Here is a 19314-nt window from a genome sequence, read left to right on the forward strand (position 1 = left end):
TTCATACCATACCGCCAAATCAGAAGAACACCTGTGTACATCAAGACGACCGTACAGGTGTTTTTTTGGCTTTTTAAAGACACGAATTATGAATTACAAAATTTTATTTTTCTCCTTGTTTTTTGCCTGCAGTATTTCTGTTTTGGCACAAAAGCAAACGGTAAGCGGCGTGGTGAAAGACGTCTTTTTAGGAGAAACTCTTATTGGCGCCAATGTGCTTCTTAAAGGAACCGTAACGGGAGCCGTCACTGATATTGAGGGGAACTTCTCTTTTCAGTTGGAGCGGGGCACGTATACTTTGGTTGCCTCCTATGTAGGTTACGAAAGCCAAACCAAGGAGATCACGGTTGCCGACAGGCCGGTGGGAGTGAATTTTAATCTTGAAACGATACAGCTGGATGAGGTTTCGATTATTGGTGATGTAGCCCGGTCGCGCGAAACGCCTGTAGCTTTTGTTACTATTTTGCCAGCGAAAATTGAAGAACGCCTTGCCGGCCAGGATATTCCGATGCTGCTCAATAGAACTCCCGGCGTATATGCAACCCAGCAAGGCGGTGGCGACGGCGATGCGCGCATTACCATTCGCGGTTTCAGCCAGCGCAATGTGGCGGTGATGCTCGACGGTATTCCGGTAAACGATATGGAAAACGGTTGGGTGTATTGGAGCAACTGGTTTGGGCTCGATGCTGTTACCCGAAGCATTCAGGTTCAGCGCGGGCTGGGAGCTTCCAAACTGGCACTGCCTTCGGTGGGAGGTACCATGAATATTCTTACTAAAGGCATCGAAGCCAAGCGCTCGATAAGCATCGCACAAAGCGTGGATGGTTATGGAAAATCAACCACAAACCTTGGCTATACTTCCGGCGCTCTGAAGGGCGGATGGAGTGTGACATTGGCAGGAGCCTACAAATCCGGCAAAGGATGGGTAGATCAGACTGATGTGAAAGCCTGGTTTTTCTTTGCCAAAGTGGACAAGCGCTGGGGCAAACATATCACCAGCTTTACGGGATTTGGCGCACCCCAGACGCATATTCAACGTAGTTATAAACGTGCCATTGCTGCTTACGATACTGAATTTGCAAGGGAACATGGCGTGGATCCGGAAGATTTCCCTTCAATTAACAACCAGGGCAAAGGCTACAGCCAGCACTGGGGATACCTGCAACGCAATGCCGAACAATGGAACGGCGATTCTACTGCACGCGTTATGAATCCCGATGCAAGCAGGGATGTACTGAACGAAAAAACCAACACTTATTTCAAGCCGCAGTTTAGCGTGCGCGACCTGTGGACCATAAACAGCAAATTTACCATCTCGAATATCATTTACGCATCACTTGGCACAGGCGGCGGATACGGTACCAGAAGCAGCTTGAAAAACACCAACCTGATTACCAATAAAGATGTCGAAAATAATCCGGAGACTTTCTATGCTGATGAGATAGGTCAGATAAACTGGCAAGGCATTTATAATGCTAACTCAAAACCTACCAATTCACCATTCGGTATGGTTTATCCGATCAATCCGCTCTATAGCGACAAACTTTATTACTCTAACAATTACATGGTGCGGAGCAACAACAATCACAGATGGTACGGTTTGTTATCGACTTTCAATTATGATATAAATGATAAGTTCAACTGGTCGGGCGGAATAGATTTACGTACCTACACCGCGGAGCACTACATGGAAATCACTGATTTGTTGGGTGGGGATTATGCTATTGATACTTATGATAAAAGAAACGATTATTCTGCCAATCCTCAGCTGGCGGTGAAGAAGGTGGGCGATAAAGTATATTATTACGACGATGGCCTGGTAAATTGGGGCGGTTTGTTTACACAGGTTGAATACAAAACAGGAAACCTCTCCTCTTTTATCAATCTCACCTCATCAGCAAGCGGGTATAAAAAGAAAGATTATTTTGGTAACAAAGAATCCGACTGGAAATACAAGCCAGGCTTCACCGTGAAAGCCGGAGCCAATTATAATCTGTCGGAACGCAACAACGTATTTTTTAATATTGGCTATCTTTCCAAAACCCGGGATTTCAAATATTACTTCCAGGGTCATACAGCTAACTTCCTCGCTGATTCATTATCAAAAAACGAAATTGTAAAAGCGATCGAACTTGGTTATTCCTACAACAGCACAAAGTTTTCGGCTAACATAAATGCTTATTACACCAGGTGGGAAAATAAACCCACCCAGCAGGTGCGCGGTAAATATGAAGATCCTTTCACTGGTACCGAAGGTTACACTTATGGCGATATCCCCGGAATGGATGCCCTTCATAAAGGTATCGAACTGGATTTCATCTACAAAATACGGCGCAACCTCGATTTCCAGGGATTAGTTTCTGTGGGCGATTGGATATGGGATAAAAAAATAAATAATCTGCAAATGTACTTCACCGATAATAACCAGCCCGCCAATAAGCTGAGTTTTGATGCAACAGGTATTCATGTGGGCGATGCTGCACAAACCCAACTGGGCGCCAGCTTGCGCTGGGAACCTTTGAAAGGATGGTACATCGAAGGAAGCACCACTTATTTCGATCGCTATTATTCCGATTTCAACCCCGAAGAGACTACGGATGAACTTGGTAACCCGGTTGAACCCTGGAGAATACCGGCCTATAACCTGGTGGATTTTCATACCGGCTATCGTTTCAAATTGCATAGCCTGGATAAGTTTGGATTTACCATCAAACTCAATGTGCTCAATGTGTTGAACGAACAATACATCTCCGACGCCAAGAACAACGATGGCTATATTCAACGCACTTTCAACACGTTTGATGCACGCTCGGCTGCTGTATTTATGGGTGCAGGAACACAATTTATTGCTTCGCTCAAAATCGTAATTTATTAATAACCTTTACTATCATTACCATGAGAAATTCATTACTTACTCTTTTATTTTTATTTGGCATTTTCACCTTAGGCTTTGCGCAAAATACTATTCTCGAAGCCCGCGGAATGTCCATAGGCTCCACAATTACCGTTAAAGGTATTGCTACCAATGGATCGGAGATGGACCCTATTCGTTATCTTCAAGACCAAACCGCCGGCATTGCTGCTTATGGTTCAAAGGTTACCGGCGTAAATCGTGGCGATACCATTACCGTTACCGGTACCCTGAAAAATTACAACCAGCTTCTGGAAATTGATCCGGTGACCACTGTGGTTATTAATTCTACCGGAAATCCAGTGCCACAGCCTATTGTGCTTACACCCAACCAAATTGCTGAAGCATACGAAGGGATGCTGGTGAAAATAAACCATGTTATTTTTATTGATGCCGGGCAGCTCTTTACTGGAAACACCAAATATCAATTCAGCGCCAACGGCCAATCAGGGTTTATTTATGTTAAAAATGGCCAAAATATGGTGGGTACCGTTATCCCTACAGGCGAAGTAGATATTACAGCCATCTGCTCGCAATTTCATTATTCCAATCCTTACGACGGTTATCAATTGCTGCCCCGTGACCTGGATGATATCTCCCTGACCAGCGCCATTTATCTCACCGGCACTTTGAGCAATACTGATTTCACCAAGAGTTCGCTTAGCTTTCACTGGAGCACCAATGTGGCAGGAACCACCGAATTGTTTTACGGCTCAACTGCCGAATCGGTTGCCGACAACCACACTTCCATTTCTGGAAGTTCGATGGATCACCAACTTCAGGTTTCTGATTTGAATGCAGGCGAAATTACCTGGGTGCAGGCCTTTTCGGTGAGTGGAAACGATACAGCATATTCAGCCGTAACCTCCTTTGCAACCATCTCTAATTCGAGTGGCGAAATGATCGCCTACTTCAACTCACCTGTCGATGTTTCTTATTCTAATGGGGTAAACGCCATTTATCTTCCGTCTACCATGGACGATACGCTCATCAGCTATATCAATCGCGCAAAATACACCATCGACTTCACCATTTATAATTTTAACAACAGTGGCATTAGCAACATCAGTAATGCCTTGAAAGCTGCTGCCAACCGCGGCGTGCGAGTGCGGGTGATTGGTTGCGGAACCACCGCCAATATGGGTATTGATGAACTGCTCAACTCGGCCGTTCATGTGCTTATCGGTCCATCAGGTTATCAGCGCACCGGCATCATGCACAACAAGTTTATTGTTTTCGACGCACACTCCCCCAATCCCAACGATCCGCTGGTATGGACGGGATCTACCAACTTTACCAATAGCCAGATTAACCTGGATGCCAACAATGTGATTATTGTTCAGGACCAGAGTCTGGCGCGCACTTACCAGATCGAATTTGAAGAAATGTGGGGATCGTATGGTGACGAGCCAAATTCAGCCAAAGCACTTTTTGGTTCATTCAAAAGAAATAATACGCCGCACGAGTTTGTTATCGGAGGCAAATATGTAGAGTGTTTCTTTAGTCCTTCTGACGGGGTAAACGCTAAAATTGTGGAAGTAATCAATACCGCCGACAACGATCTGAGCATTGCTACCATGCTGATGACACGCACGGAAATGGCCCAGGCCATCGCCGATCGCAAAACAGCCGGTGTGGAGGTAAATGTGATTACCGACAGCGAAGGCAATAATAGTACTACGGTCAATAGTATTCTTTCGGCTGCTTTGTCGACACATTTTACCTTTGATTATGTTTCAACTGGCATGCTGCACCACAAATACATGATTTTGGATCAATATGCTCCCGCTTCCGACCCGATGGTTTTCACCGGTTCACACAACTGGAGCGCCGCCGCCGACAATGACAATGATGAGAACACCCTCATTATTCATGATGCAACGCTTGCCAATATCTATTATCAGCAATTCGTACATCGCTTTACGGAAAATAACGGAATGCTCATCGAACTCACCGAGCCGCCCACAGCTATCAATGATTCGATGGTTATCAATATCGATCAACTGCTGGCGGTTGCAGTTATGGACAACGACATTATTCAGGCTCCCGTTACCCTTAGTATCGAGACCCCTGCTACACAAGGCGATTCCTACATTCCTTTTGCAAATCCCAATATCATCAACTATATGCCCGATCAGGGATTTCTTGGTTATGATTCTATCACCTACAAAATTGCCTATCAGGCTGAGCCGGATTTATTTGCTTATGGCAAAATTTACATCCATGTAATCGACGACAGCGGTATTGAAGATGCTTACCTGCAGAGCACGCTGGATATCTTCCCAAATCCTGCTACCGACGAGCTGACTGTTCAGATACCCGAGGAGATCAGAGGAGCAACGACTGTTTCGTTTTATAATCTCTTAGGCGAGGAGATCTTGCAGCGAAGCATGACAAACGGAGAACAAAAGATGGTTTTAAATATAAAAAGTGCCAAGCTCAGTCCGGGAGTCTATCTTGTAAAAGTTGTTAACGGAGAGAGACTGGCGATGAAAAAACTCGTAATTCAATAAAGCTTGGATTAATGAAATTGCAAATAGCTGTCCTGAAGTTTTGGGACAGCTATTTTTGTTAAGGGCTTTTCAAACGCGGTTTTCAGGCAGCACCTTGAAAGCCTGATTTTCGGATATTATTATTAGTTTTGTCGATAAGATTTTTAAATGCTGTTATCTGGTGAAAGAGCTGGAGATTTTTAACGATAATTTTAGCCGGATGGTAGTGATTGTAAAATGTAATTTTGAAAATTAGAAAAATGGCAGAAAAACTGGTCATCATTCCCACCTACAACGAAAAGGAAAACATCGAAAAGATCATCCGGTATGTTTTCAACCTTAAGCACGATTTTCATATTCTGGTTGTCGAAGATGGTTCGCCCGACGGCACCGCAGCTATCGTAAAGCGACTGATGCAGGAGTTTCCGGAGCAGCTCCACATTCAGGAGCGAAAGGGAAAACTTGGACTTGGCACTGCCTATATCCATGGTTTCAGGTGGGCGCTGGAGCGCAAATATCAATACATCATTGAGATGGACGCCGACTTTTCTCACAGCCCCGACGATCTCTCGCGCCTGGTGGAAGCGTGCGAAAATGGCGCCGACGTGGCCATCGGTTCGCGCTATGTGGACAATGTGATCCGTGTGGTAAACTGGCCCATGGGACGTGTGTTGATGTCGTACTTTGCCTCCAAATACGTGAAAGTTATCACCGGTTTAAAGATTACCGACTCTACCGCCGGTTTTGTTTGCTACACCCGCCGCGTGCTCGAAACCATCGACCTGAGCAAGATCAAATTTATCGGATATGCTTTTCAGATAGAGATGAAATTTACGGCCACCAAACTGGGCTTTAAGGTAGTAGAGGTGCCCATCATCTTCACCGACCGCAAAGAAGGAACCTCCAAGATGAACGCCGGCATTTTTAAAGAAGCGATCTTTGGCGTTATCAAATTAAGGTTTAAAAAGATAGAGCCTGCCGCCGGAAAGGCAAAAGACAAAACCCAAATTCCAAAAGACAAATAAGTTCCAAAAAATCAAAGGCATGTATCTGTTTGAAACTTTGAGTATTTGACATTGGGATTTATTTAGGATTGTTTACACCGACTGCCGGTAGTTGCTTTATTGATTTTTGAAATTTGTCAATATCGTCCGTTCTATTTTTGCAGGCTCTGCCTGTTGCTATTACCATCATCATTTTTCAGTCTAAAAGAATATTTGAAAGCAGGATCAGGGTTGCCATCCCGTTCAGGGCTGGCATCCTCTGCGCTGATTCCTGCCGAATGTGGACTGAGACCTGCTGACTGAGACCTGCCGACTGTGGACTGAGACCTGTTGACTGTGGACTGATTCCTGCCGACTTTTTTCAGTAAATAGAAACCTGACCAGCCCTTTTATGTTTCTAATTATTACTTTTGGCCTTAAAAATTGAAAAAAGATGAGTTACATAATTACCAATGCAAAGATTGTAAATGAAGGTGAAATTTTCAAAGGTTCCGTTCTGGTGCGCGACGGGATGATAGAAAAGGTGCTTCGGCACGACGAGGATTTCTACAAACATCAATATCATGCGCATGAGTTTGTCGATGCAAAAGGCAAATATTTGATCCCCGGCGTTATCGACGATCAGGTGCATTTCCGTGAGCCCGGCCTTACCCACAAAGCCGACATTGCCACCGAGAGTAAAGCTGCCGTTGCAGGTGGCATCACTTCATTTATGGAAATGCCCAACACCATTCCCAACACGCTGACCCAGGAGTTGCTTGAAGAAAAGTATGCGCTCGCTGCCGAAAAGTCGCTTGCCAACTATTCGTTTTACATGGGTGCTTCCAATGATAATCTGGAAGAGATCAAAAAGACCAACCCGCAAAATGTGTGTGGCATCAAAGTTTTTATGGGCGCTTCTACCGGCAACATGTTGGTGGATAATCCGCAGACGCTCGAAGCCATTTTCGCGGAAGCGCCTTGTCTGGTGGCCGTCCATTGCGAAGACGAAGCTACCATCCGCCACAATTTGCAACAGGCCACCGAAAAACACGGCGACAAGGTGCCTGTGACGATGCATCCCGACATACGCAGTGCCGAAGCCTGCTACCGTTCCTCTTCTTTTGCGGTGGAGCTGGCGCGCAAACACAACACTCGCTTGCATGTGCTGCACCTCTCCACGGCACGCGAAACGGAGTTATTTGATAATAAAATTCCATTGGAACAAAAGCGGATTACTGCCGAAGTGTGTGTGCATCATCTTATCTTTTCGGCGGAAGACTACATGCACAAAGGCAACTATATCAAATGGAATCCGGCCATCAAAACCATCGGCGACAAGCTGGGGCTTTTTAATGCCATGCTCGACAACCGGCTGGACGTAATTGCCACCGACCACGCCCCACATACCATCGCCGAAAAAGAGCAATCCTACCTCAAGGCGCCTTCGGGCGGGCCGCTGGTGCAACATGCGCTGCCGGCCATGATCGAGTTTAGCCTGCGTGGCAAGATCACCCTTCAGCGCATCGTGGAGAAGATGTGTCACGCGCCAGCATTATGTTTTAAGGTGCAAAAGCGGGGCTTTATCCGTGAAGGCTACCATGCCGATCTGGTGCTCATCGATATCGACAACCCCTGGCTGGTGAGCAAATCCAACATATTATACAAATGTGGATGGTCGCCTTTTGAAGGGCAGGTCTTCAGCAGCCGCGTGCTTTATACTTTTGTTAATGGCAATCTCGTTTACAATCGCGGGACTTTTTACGAACAGTTTAAGGGCGAGCGCCTGCTGTTCGACAGATGATAATTATTACAAACCAAGCATAAAAAATCCGATGAAAAAATTAAATTTCCTCTACCTGATCGTTCTTGTGTTCTTATCGACAGGATGCGCCGCCGGACTCGAAGAAGCCGTAAAGGAAAGCTACGAAGATGGTTCGCCCAAAGTGGTTCAATATTTCGACAACCACGGCGACGACCGCCAGATGGTGGAAGAAGCCTATTATTATGCCGACGGGCAGCTGCGCATGCGCGGCACCTATCTCGACGGCGAAAAACACGGCACCTGGACATCCTGGTACAACAACGGCAACAAATGGAGCACAGGCCAATATACCAGCGGACGACACGACGGCATCACCACCACCTGGCACGAAAACGGCAAAAAATACTACGAAGGATATTATGAGCAGGATGTGCGCACAGGCATCTGGCGCTTCTGGGACGAAAAGGGCGAGCTGATCAAGGAGATCGACTATAGCAAGAAGTAGGGAAGGGGCAAGGCGCGTAGAGCAGGGCGCATGGCGCAGAGAGCAGAGGCGCAGTTCGCAGTCAGTAGTCTTTAGATGAAAGTCGGTAGAAAAGAGTGATGAGTTAAGAACTGGGGAAAAGTTAAATAGCACCAAAAATTTCTCTCAGCCAGCCCCGAAGGGTTGACATTATTATAACGATGGTAATAAATTCCCGGATAAAAGGAGCCTCTTTCCTATTAAAAAAATACTATACTTTTGAGGCTACCAGGCACTAATTCTTATTAAACCCTTCATCTATTGCCCTCCGTCACGTGCCACGCGCCTTGCGCATTCCTACCTTTTCTCAAACCGGATGTACACCGGCAGGTGGTCGCTGTAGCCGCCAAAGTATTCGTTGCGTCCGGCGGTGCGGTTGGGAACCATATTTCCGTCTTTTTGGCGGTAGAGCATCCAATCTTTTTTCAGGATTTGAATGGTGGCAGGCGATAGTTTGTAGGTGGTGTTGCCATCCAGCAGGTTGGACGACACGATAACCTGATCGAACAAATCCCAGACTCGCCAGTAGAGCGTTCCTTCGCCCGAAGTGAATTTCTCGGTGGCTAGATTATAAAGTTGGCTTTTTCTCACATTATTTTCGTGTACGAGTGCGCCCAGCGTTACGGTTACATTGTCGTCGGTGGGGTTGTCGTTGAGGTCGCCCATGATGATGATGTTGGCGTGGGCGTCGAAGCGGAATATGGAATCGACGACCTGGCGAACCTGCTGAGCTGCACGCTGGCGTTTGGGATCACTTTGTTCTTTTCCGCCATAGCGCGATGGCCAATGGTTTACGAGGAAATGCAATGTATCGCGGTCGGCAGCCAGCGCTTTAAAATAGAGCAAGTCGCGGGTGCGGTCGGTGCTGTCGAAATCGAAGGTGAGCAGGTAGGGGCGGCTGTGGAGCGGCTGCAGCATCCCGTTCCGGTAGAGCAGCGCTACGTCGATGCCGCGTTCGTCGGGACTGTCGAAATGAACGATATCGTAACCGCCTTTATCGAGCGGTTTGGTAGCTACCAGGTCGCGGAGCACACCCAGGTTTTCTACCTCTGCCAGACCGATTGCCAAAGGCAATTCCGTGCTGTCGATGGCGCCCAGCACCCGCGCTATATTTTTGAGTTTTTGCTCGTAGCGCTCCGTATTCCAGGGAATGGCAGCTTCCGGTGTAAACTCGCCGTCGTGAACACCCGGATCGTTGATGGTGTCGAAGAGATTTTCGACGTTGTAAAAAGCAATCGTAAAATGATCGGGCGGTGCCTGCCCGCAGGAGGTAAAAAGATAAAGCAGACCAAAAGCTGCTGCAAGTAGGGGGAGTGAAAATTTCGCTTTCATAAAATTGGTATTGATTCTAAAAAACTTCTGTCGGTTATTTCCGTGGTTTCTTATCCTGCAGCCACAACTGCTGTCCGGCGCGCGGCTCGGTGCCGCGGTCCATAAGGTTTTTGCGGTAAAGCTGCTTTAGCTTGATGCCGTAAAGCTGGGAGATACTGTGCATGGTTTCGCCCTGTTTTACAAAATGATAAGGTGTGGTAGCTTTGTTTTTTTTGCGTTCCAGATACACCATGTCGCCCTCTTTGATTCTGTCTTTTTTCGTCAGGTCATTGTATTTCCAAATCTGATAATGGTAGATATTGAAATCGCCGGCGATTTTATAGAAATCATCGCCTTTGCGGGCGAAGATAAATTTTCGTTTGTTGTTGGTGAGCACCTTGCGGTCGTTTTTGCCCACGCCAAAGGCTTCGTATTTTCGTTGGTCAGCTTTGGGGATTTCGTCGGGACGCTTCTGGCGGGCAAGGGCGTCTTTGTCAAGCAGGTCGTATTTGTAAAGCTCCAGCTCTTCTATGATCTTGATGAGCATATCGGGATACTTCGGATTGGTGGCATAACCGGCCTTTTTGAGTCCGTGCGCCCAACCTTTGTAGTCGGTAATCTTGAGTTCAAACAGGAAAGCGTATCTGCCGCGCTGGCTCAGGAAAAAAGAGTGGTCTTTGTACGATTCCTCGGCAGAGGCATACACGCGGAAACATTCGTCGGGGGCGTCGTCGGTTACGAACATCGTTTTGCCTTCCCAGCCCAGGTGGCACTTTATGCCAAAGTGGTTGTTGCCCTCGCGTGCCAGGCGACTGTTGCCGCTGCCCGATTCGATGATGCCCTGCGCCAGCGTGATGCTGGCCGGGATGGAGAAATCCACCATTTCGCGCACAGCGATCTCTTTGTACATCTCCACGTACTCGGCGCGCGTCATCTTCACTTGTGCCACCAGCGTCGTCAGCGGAAGCGCCAACATCAGCAACAGCAACACCAGCCCAAGTGCTGGCATTTTGTTTCCGAACAACCCTTTCCGTTGCATCTCCATATTTCTGTTGCTGCTTGTCGCGTTCATTTCGTCCTACAAATAAAGCCACTTTCCACCGATTATTGTAAAAGTTGTCGAAAAGAAATTTGGGGAAGCAGGCAAAGCAACCATTAATCAGATGCTTTTTTTGAGTTTATAAAACACTGCTGTCCAGTAAAAAACAATAGATTTTCTTTACCGGACGACAATGATTAGATTTCACCTTAACATTGAACAAAACCCAGAAAGGTGCCGCTGTGGGAACCGTATCAGGAGGCGCCATGGGTGCTGTTGTTTGCCCTTGCCGGGACAAGATTAAACGTCATTCAGTTTTAACTTGTATTTTTGCCGCGTTCGACAACGATAAAACGGATAGTGAGTAAAATATTTAAACCATTTTCTTATGAAGACAAGACATTTGTTTTTCTTTCTGATAGTTGCTTTGGCCTTTTCGTCGTGTACCAAAGACGAAGCTTTGAATAGTGAAGCAGACATTATTTCGGTGGTTGTGCCCGCAGAAATCCTCAAGATGGATCCTGTGCTGGAGAACAACCGCGTGACGATACGGGTAAAACCCAATACCGATTTAACGCAACAGGCACCTGTGTTCAACATATCAGAAGGAGCTGCCATTTCTCCCGAAAGCGGCACAGCGCACGATTTTACCCAACCGAAGCTTTATACCGTTACCTCGGAGGATGGCAAAAACAGCAAAGAATACACGGTCAGCTTTATTATTGCAGAAGTAAATTCACAATTCGGCTTCGAGCATTTCAGGCTGAATGAGAGTGGTAAATACCATGTGTTTTTCGAGGAAAACGAAATTGGCGATAATATTATGGACTGGGCAAGTGGTAATGGAGGATTTGCAATTACCGCAGGCGAAGCCGAGGCCAAAGATTATCCTACCACTACTACCGAAGCCGGACGCACCGGTCGGGCGCTCAAATTGACCACCCGTCGAACAGGCGAACTGGGCATCATGTTTAAAAAACCCATCGCAGCAGGCAATCTTTTCATGGGAACCTTTGATGTTAGTGCTGCCATTAGCAGTCCGCTGCTGGCCGTTAAAATGGGCGTGCCCTTTGAGCGTGAGCCTGATACTTTAAAAGGTTATTTTAAATACCAGGGTGGCGATGTTTTTGTTCAGGTGGTAAAAAACGCACAGGGTGAGATGGTGATTGAAGAGTACGGAAATGGCCAGATTCAGGACTATTGGGATGTTTATGCCATCTTTTACGACAACAATGGTGGAACGCTGATGTTGGATGGTACCAACAGGTTTACGCACGAGAACCTTGTGGCCGTGGCACATCTCGACCCACAGGATGCCATCGAAACAGATCAATGGACCAAATTTGAGATACCTTTTGTGCAAGAGCCCGGCAAATCCATCGACCCGCAAAAATTAGCCAGCGGAGGTTATAGCATCTCCGTGGTGATGAGCTCAAGTGTTGGTGGCGACTTTTTTAAAGGTGCGGTAAGCAGTACTTTGTTGATTGATGACGTTGAGGTTATTTACAAGAAGTAAAATCTGCAAGCATGAAGGTTAAACAATCCATCATTAGTATCCTCCTCGTTTTTTGTTTTTTTGTTGCAAATGCTCAGGAGACAACACCCGGTGAAAAGTCCTTATTTTTTCAAAACACCGAATTTCAGATCCGGGCCGGGTTTAGCATCGGCGGAATTGCGCCTATCCCGTTACCGATAGAGATAAGAGAAATTGAGCGCTACGACCCTACGTTGGCTTTGGGTCTGGAAGCCAACCTCACCAAATGGCTCGGTGAGAATCAGAAATGGGGTATTCGCACTGGTTTGCGCGCCGAAGGGAGAGGCATGAAAACCGAAGCAAGGGTGAAGGATTATTATACAGAAGTGATTGGCGATGGCGGGCAAAAAGTAACGGGCAACTTTACAGGAATGGTGCAAACCACCGTGAAGAACTCTTATTTTTCAATCCCGGTGCTGGCCATTTATGATATTTCAAAAAGATGGAATTTGTATGGAGGCTTCTATTTCTCCACTTTGATCGAAAGGAATTTTTCGGGTTATGTGTACGACGGGTATCTGCGCGAAGGCGGCTCTACAGGCTCAAAATTGATATTTGAAGGCGACAACAAAGGGCCTTATGATTTTTCGGATGACCTGCGTGTTTTTCAATGGGGAGCTATGGCCGGAGGAGAATTTACGCTTAGAAAACATCTTGAGTTATTTAGCGAATTGACCTGGGGACTGAACGACTTGTTTAAAAATGATTTTAAAACAATCACCTTCGATATGTATTCCATTTATCTGAATATCGGCTTTGGATATCGTTTTTAAAACCAACGCGGAATCCTCAGCCCACCAGCATGTGCGGGATTTACGCTGCGCTCCAACTTGAAAACCTACAAACCTAAATTAATGCCCTGCTCTACTTCGCAGCGAAACTATTTGCTAAATCAAAACCCGTTATAGGATTGGGGATAATTTGAGAATTTCAAATTTAATCGTTGATATTGGATATTCAAATCCATTATGAAATCCAACATTTCTTTTTAAAATTTCAATCCTTCGGTCATAATCCCAAACCGAACAACCTGAAGCATCTCATTGAAGTAGATATTGTAATAATCCATGCCGTAATAAAAGTTGACAAAGAAGCCGATCTCTTCAAAGAAGCCCGGGTGCAGGTTGAAAGTGATATCCACCGTCAGCCGGTCGGAAGCGAATGTTTCCCAGTTGTCCACTTCGCCAAACATCCAGGAGGCTTTGGCAGTAACGGAAAGCTGGGATTTGTTATGGCGATCAGGTTTTTTTGCAAAAGGATTTTTATACACCGACATGGCAACCTGCCATCGCAGGGGGCTGTAGCGATTCCTGAGTTCCGGAGCCGACCAGCCCTTGGGATGCATCTCTAAATGCGTGCTAAAAAATTGCCAGGCGTTGAGCTTTTTGCTGTAGCGGCTACGAATCGCGCCTGCCTGCAGATAGTTTGTCGAGAAATTCCCTGACTTTAAATTCACCACCTGACCCGGCAGATAAAAGTCATCTTCCTGCCCGTTGGAATGGTGGGCTATCCGCCCGAAGAGGATGGTTCGCTCGTTATCCGGTTTTGTTGTGGGCGCATAATAAATCGTAATCTGCGGGATATAACTCGGCGTACGCACCGGGAAAGATTCCTCCTGATACATGCGGATGATGATCTGCGGCGTGATGACGCCCATCAACCGTGCGCTTTTGCTTTCGCGAATAATGAAGTCAGGCATAACGTTGGCCTCGAACCAGATTGGATCGATATTCCCGATATTAAATGGCAAGGTGATGTAGCTATTGCCCTGATGAACGCCCGAAAAAGTGGAGAGATCGAATGCATACACATCCTCCGCCTGCTCCTGCGCTGCCACCCGAAGCAAAGGGAAAATTAACAAACCGATGATGACCCATATTTTCATTGTAATTATGTTGAACACGTCTTTCAAAAACAGAAATTTCCAATAAGAATTTTCAATGCCCCATCCCGGACCCTTCTTTTCCAACTGGCGGAAAGGCGGCTCTTTTTCAAAACAAAAATGCGAAAACCAAAGCATCGCGCTTCGTTTAAACAACCCTACCGCCTCGCAGAAGTGCTCCATTCTCCAATTAAAGAGGGGTCGGGGGTGAGGCGAAAAATGAAGCAATCCGCACCGCAATTATTCAAATATTGAACAACTACCAAATGTCAACGGTACAAGGCAATTCCAAATCCCAGCTCGATAATTTCTGATAACGGCAGCGAGCTGTTGCCAACTTTGGTTGCCAGATACAATCCGCGGGTGCCCACCCTTGCATACAAAGCAATGCCCGACGCGGGTACCTTCGACCGCAGCCAGGGTGTTTTTATTTCACCACCCACAAAAATTCCTGCCGTACGTCCCGGCGACCACCAATAATATTGCGACGGGTATCGCGACGGGAGTTTTATCCAGTATTCGTCGCCCATGGTGTGGTGGATAAACCATCCGAAATTGAGCGGCAGCAGTTGATAATTTCCCCGCAAAGGGATTTTAATCAGTTTTGCCGTGAATTGTAAACTCACGCTGTGCAGCGTTTTGGTGTGCAGTTGCGCCGGAATATAGCCATAGAAAAACGTTACGTCCAGGCGATCGTTAATAAAAGCGTAGCCCACTCCTGCCGACAAAAACCCGATGCCACCAGCGTATTGCAATTTTACATAATCCGGGAGCAGCAGGTCGGCTTTCGGCGACAGCGTCTGTGCGTCGGTCGCTGTAAACAGCGCCAATCCAAATAGCAGAAACATCAGATGTTTAAAAGGCCGCATTGTCGATTAGTATTTGGTTGTCGATGATTTTTATGATTGTCGTCTTCCGGTGTTCGACGCCAAACACATTCACGAACGGGATGCTGTCGGCCATCGGGAAATATACCTCATGATGGTGCTGATGCCCATGCACCAGCATAACGACATTTTTGTTTTGAGCGATTGTCGCGTAAAATTCGTTTATCAGATTTGAATCGAAATCGCCATCATCGGGCGGCACATGGCAAATGATTACAGCTTTATCAAAATTGTTGGAAGGCTGTAAACGCTCTGCAAGCCAGGCAAGGTCGGGCACTTGCTGGTTAAAGGCAAATTCACGGCTGTTGGTGTTCAAAAAGATAAACCGGATGCGCTGATAAACGAAGCTGAAATCCAATGCGCCAAACATCACCTCGTAAGCGTCTTTGCCATTGCTCACCAAATCGTGGTTGCCAATGGCCACCAGGTAAGGAACTTTTAATTTAGACAAATAGTCGTTGCCCCACAGATACTGTTTTGGCAAACCAAAGTCTGCGATATCGCCCACATGAAATACAAAATCAATTCGGGAATCGCTGTTTACTTTCTCAACAAAATCGTGCAGCTCATCAAAGTAGTTGTGCGTGTCGCCGGTAAATGCAATGGTGATGGTGTCGGTGGCAGCCTTGTTTTTTAACCGATCAATATTTTTTCGATTCACATCGGTATTTGCATCATCAAAATCGATGAGGTAGGGAGAGTAGTCAAAAAGATCGCTGCACGAGGAGGTCAGCATCAGGCAGCCAAGGGCAGCCGCGATAATTACCAGCTTCCTGATTTGAACCTTCCCGGATGTTTCCCAATTCAACATGATGCATCTCCTTTGTTATAAAAATTAGCTATCAGCGCTCCAACATTTTTTATTAAAATCATAATTTTTAAAAGAGACTTTAAAAAACAGACGATAAACCACCGGCACGAAAAACAGAGTGATGATAGTTGCGAAGAAAAGCCCGAATATGATGGCCAGCGTTAGCGGTTCCCAGAGCAGTCCGCCGCCAAAGAGCAGCGGCAACATGCCCAGTGAGGTGGTGAGGGTGGTGAGCAATATCGGCCTGAACCGGTTGTGCGCCGCCAAAAGGATGGCATCGCGCCGGTCCACGTCGGGGTTCTCGGCAATCTCCACGTCGATGCGGTCGATGAGGATAATGGCATTGTTTACCACTATCCCGGCCAGGGCAATGATGCCCAGCACGCCAAAGAAACTCACGAACGAGCCGCCAATAAACCAGCCGGCTATCGCTCCGATCATGCCCAGCGGAATGGCCAGAATAATGATGGTGGCTTTGCGTATGGAGTTGAACTGGAGCACCAGCAAAATCATGATAAGGAAAAATGCCAGCGGCAGGCGTGAAAATATGGCGCCGAGGTTTTCATTGGTGTCTTCATCTTCGCCACCAAATACGTAATCGTAGCCATAATCCCAGGAGGCTTTTTGTTCCTTCATCCACGGGCCGATCTCTTCAAAAACATCCGCTGCATTGTAGCCCGGTTGCAGATAAGCACCTACGGTCATGGTGCGTAAAAGATCTTTGCGGATATATTTGGAAAACTGCCAATCTACCCGCACATCAGCCACCTGCGACAGCGTTACATTTTGTCCGGTGGCCGCCGACCAGATGTTGTAGGCTTCCACTGATGCGATATCGTGCTCATCACTATTGCCACTTTTCATAAAAATGGGGATGCGCTCGTCGGTGTCGCGGAAGTCGTCGATCTTCATTCCTGAGAGGCCGGCATGAAGCGCCATGGCTATCTCCATGTTGGTGAGGCCGGCACGTTTGGCTTTAAAAGGATCGATGTCCACAATTAGTTTTTTGGTTTTCGGGCCCCAGTCGTCGGTAATGTTTTTGGCTCCCCTGGTGGTCACGAGTTTTGTTTTCACCGTTTCGGCTATAGCTGCTAACCGTTCGGGGTCGTTTCCCGAGATGCGTATTTCGACCGGCGTGCCTGAAGCGCCGGCACCAGTAAGTCGGTTTACACGGATGTCGGCATCGGGGATGTGATTGATACAAAAGCTGTCCACTTTGGCAATAATATAATCGTTGTCGCGGTCGCCGGTGGTGTTGAGCAGCAGATGCGCATAGTTGGAGTTGGCCTCATTTTTAAAATATCCCAAATCGTAAGGTTCGGGGCCTTCGCCAATAAATGATGAGAAATCCAATACTCCGGGTTCATCTGTTTTTTCAGGGTCCACCAGAAGCTCATCCAGGATAAAAATGCCAATATCTGCCACTGCCATTTCTGTATATCCGATTTGTGTGCCTTGCGGAAATTTGATGTCCACGGTCACTAAGTTGCGGTCGCTGTCGGGCACCAGTTTAAATGGCAGCAATTGCATAGAAAGCAGCGCGGCCACAAATAGCGCGGCAATCATTCCCAAAAAAGGATAAGGATTTTTTAGTACGCGAAACAGCACGCCGTTGTACCATAAGTTTATGTTTCTCATATTCCGGTCGACCGCATTCTCCTTTTTCCTCATATTTTTCGAGTTATCTTTTACAATAGCCATAGCAAGCAATGGGATCAGGGTAAATGTTAGAAACCACGAGCTGAGCAGCGTAAGACTCACTACCCAAAACAGGGGCGACGAAATTTCGCCCATAGGTGTTTCGGCCAGTGCAAAGGGCAAAAAAGCCGAGGAAGTGGTGAGCGTCGAAATGAGCAGCGGAACTAACAAAACTTTGCAGGAGTAGATCATAGCTTCGAACTTGCCCATGCCCTTGTCCATGCTCACCAAGATAGATTCTGACATAACAATTCCGTTATCTACCAGAAGACCTAGCGAAATAATCAGCGCTGCCAGCGATACTTTATTTAATCCCAAATCGAGTACCCCCAGGAAAAAGAAGGTAAAAAGAATGACCATGGGAAGCAGCGCTGCCACCAGCATGCCCGTGCGGAAGCCCAGAAAGAAAAGCATCACAGCCAACACAATAAGGATACTCTGTACCAGGTTTTTCAGAAAATCGGTGACCTGTCTGTTGACCACCTGATCCTGTGAGGCAGAACGCACCACCTCTATTCCCAACGGAAGGTTGCTGTTGATGCGAGGAATGGCTTTGTCAACCTGCTGGCCCAGGCGCACGATGTTGGCTCCATCCTTCAACGATATAAACAGGGCGATAGCCGGTTGCCCGTTGATTTTTACAATCTTCTCGCGTGGGCTTACATAGTCGCGGTAAATACGGGTAGTAATATCTTCCAGAAATACTACCGTCCCTGACGAGGTGGGTATCAGGATTTTTTTCAGGTCGTCCAGCGATTTGAAATTACCCGACGGTTCCAGATCTATCCGCTTGCATCCCACATTGATTTCGCCCCCCGGGAAAAGAATGTTGGTGGCCGAAAGAATGTTTTTTAGCTGCATTGCATTCAGGCCATAGCGCGAGAGTTGTTTGTCGTCAAATTCGATAAAAATGCGTTCGTCCTGCACTCCTCCGTATTTTATTTTTGCTGCATCGGGTAGCAGGAGCAGCTCATCACGAATGTTTTTGGCGTAATCTTCCAGCTGGTTGTAGGGCACGCCATCGCCCGTTACGCCGAGGATGATGCCGAACACCGTGCCGATATCTTCATCTTTTACCACCGGCCCATAAATACCTGGCGGGAGCTGCGGTTTGAGGTCTTCCACTTTGTTGCGCAGGCGTTCCCACACCGGCTGAAGTTCTTTGTTGCTTACCTGCACCACCAGCTCAATGGTAATCACCGAGAGCCCGGCGCGCGACTCGCTGCTGATGGTTTTTATTTCAGACATCTCACGTATCACCTCTTCGAGTGGATCGGTGACCAGTGCTTCCACTTCCAGTGGATCGGCGCCGGGATATTTGGTAACCACTGTGGCCACGCGGATGGTATAGGGCGGCATGCTGTCGCGCTCCAGCTTGAAGTAGTTGTAGATGCCGATGATGCCAACAATCAGAAAGATGGTGATGGTAATACGGTTATTATTTAATGTGATTTTTGTAAGGTTCATGGCGTCCTGGA

13 protein-coding genes are annotated in these 19314 nt (G+C 47.0%); 7 read left to right on the top strand and 6 right to left on the bottom strand.

From position 1 onward, the window contains the following. The first annotated feature begins 88 nt into the window (after positions 1–88). From VFC92_10410 to VFC92_10430, 5 genes are all read left to right on the top strand, one after another. A complete protein-coding gene (locus VFC92_10410) occupies positions 89–2875 on the top strand; it encodes a TonB-dependent receptor (GenBank protein HZK08599.1) in 2787 nt (928 codons plus the stop codon). A gap of 20 nt (positions 2876–2895) precedes the next feature. Further along, positions 2896–5424 carry a phospholipase D-like domain-containing protein gene (locus tag VFC92_10415; protein ID HZK08600.1) on the top strand — a complete coding sequence of 843 codons (2529 nt, stop codon included), beginning with the start codon at positions 2896–2898 and terminating at the stop codon, positions 5422–5424. Between the two features lie 239 nt (positions 5425–5663). Further along, positions 5664–6428 carry a polyprenol monophosphomannose synthase gene (locus VFC92_10420; protein ID HZK08601.1) on the top strand — a complete coding sequence of 255 codons (765 nt, stop codon included), beginning with the start codon at positions 5664–5666 and terminating at the stop codon, positions 6426–6428. 412 nt (positions 6429–6840) lie between these two features. Then, positions 6841–8190, top strand: a complete 1350-nt coding sequence (locus tag VFC92_10425; GenBank protein ID HZK08602.1) for a dihydroorotase — start codon at positions 6841–6843, stop codon at positions 8188–8190. Positions 8191–8221: 31 nt separating this feature from the next. Further along, complete coding sequence (locus VFC92_10430; protein ID HZK08603.1) at positions 8222–8656, top strand: hypothetical protein; 435 nt, start codon at positions 8222–8224, stop codon at positions 8654–8656. 315 nt (positions 8657–8971) lie between these two features. On the opposite strand, the gene VFC92_10435 is transcribed toward VFC92_10430, so the two are convergent. Both VFC92_10435 and VFC92_10440 read right to left on the bottom strand, forming a co-directional pair. Next, complete coding sequence (locus VFC92_10435; GenBank protein HZK08604.1) at positions 8972–10006, bottom strand: hypothetical protein; 1035 nt, start codon at positions 10004–10006, stop codon at positions 8972–8974. A gap of 34 nt (positions 10007–10040) precedes the next feature. After that, positions 10041–10994: a glucosaminidase domain-containing protein gene (locus VFC92_10440; protein HZK08605.1), complete on the bottom strand. Its 954-nt coding sequence runs from the start codon at positions 10992–10994 to the stop codon at positions 10041–10043. A 418-nt stretch (positions 10995–11412) separates the two neighbouring features. Between VFC92_10440 and VFC92_10445 the strand changes: the two genes are divergently transcribed. Both VFC92_10445 and VFC92_10450 read left to right on the top strand, forming a co-directional pair. Next, complete coding sequence (locus VFC92_10445; protein HZK08606.1) at positions 11413–12540, top strand: PCMD domain-containing protein; 1128 nt, start codon at positions 11413–11415, stop codon at positions 12538–12540. 11 nt (positions 12541–12551) lie between these two features. Further along, a complete protein-coding gene (locus VFC92_10450) occupies positions 12552–13331 on the top strand; it encodes a porin family protein (protein ID HZK08607.1) in 780 nt (259 codons plus the stop codon). Positions 13332–13546: 215 nt separating this feature from the next. Here the strand turns inward: VFC92_10450 and VFC92_10455 are convergent, their stop codons facing one another. The 4 genes from VFC92_10455 to VFC92_10470 all read right to left on the bottom strand — a co-directional run bounded on the left by VFC92_10455 (position 13547) and on the right by VFC92_10470 (position 19303). Beyond that, complete coding sequence (locus VFC92_10455; protein ID HZK08608.1) at positions 13547–14443, bottom strand: hypothetical protein; 897 nt, start codon at positions 14441–14443, stop codon at positions 13547–13549. Between the two features lie 266 nt (positions 14444–14709). Continuing rightward, positions 14710–15309: a hypothetical protein gene (locus tag VFC92_10460; GenBank protein HZK08609.1), complete on the bottom strand. Its 600-nt coding sequence runs from the start codon at positions 15307–15309 to the stop codon at positions 14710–14712. Further along, positions 15296–16138 carry a metallophosphoesterase gene (locus tag VFC92_10465; GenBank protein ID HZK08610.1) on the bottom strand — a complete coding sequence of 281 codons (843 nt, stop codon included), beginning with the start codon at positions 16136–16138 and terminating at the stop codon, positions 15296–15298. The genes VFC92_10460 and VFC92_10465 overlap by 14 nt, the downstream gene beginning before the upstream one ends. 24 nt (positions 16139–16162) lie before the next feature. Continuing rightward, positions 16163–19303: an efflux RND transporter permease subunit gene (locus VFC92_10470; GenBank protein ID HZK08611.1), complete on the bottom strand. Its 3141-nt coding sequence runs from the start codon at positions 19301–19303 to the stop codon at positions 16163–16165. Between the last annotated feature and the right edge of the window lie 11 nt (positions 19304–19314).

Source organism: Bacteroidales bacterium (assembly GCA_035647615.1).
Lineage (GTDB): Bacteria > Bacteroidota > Bacteroidia > Bacteroidales > 4484-276 > SABY01.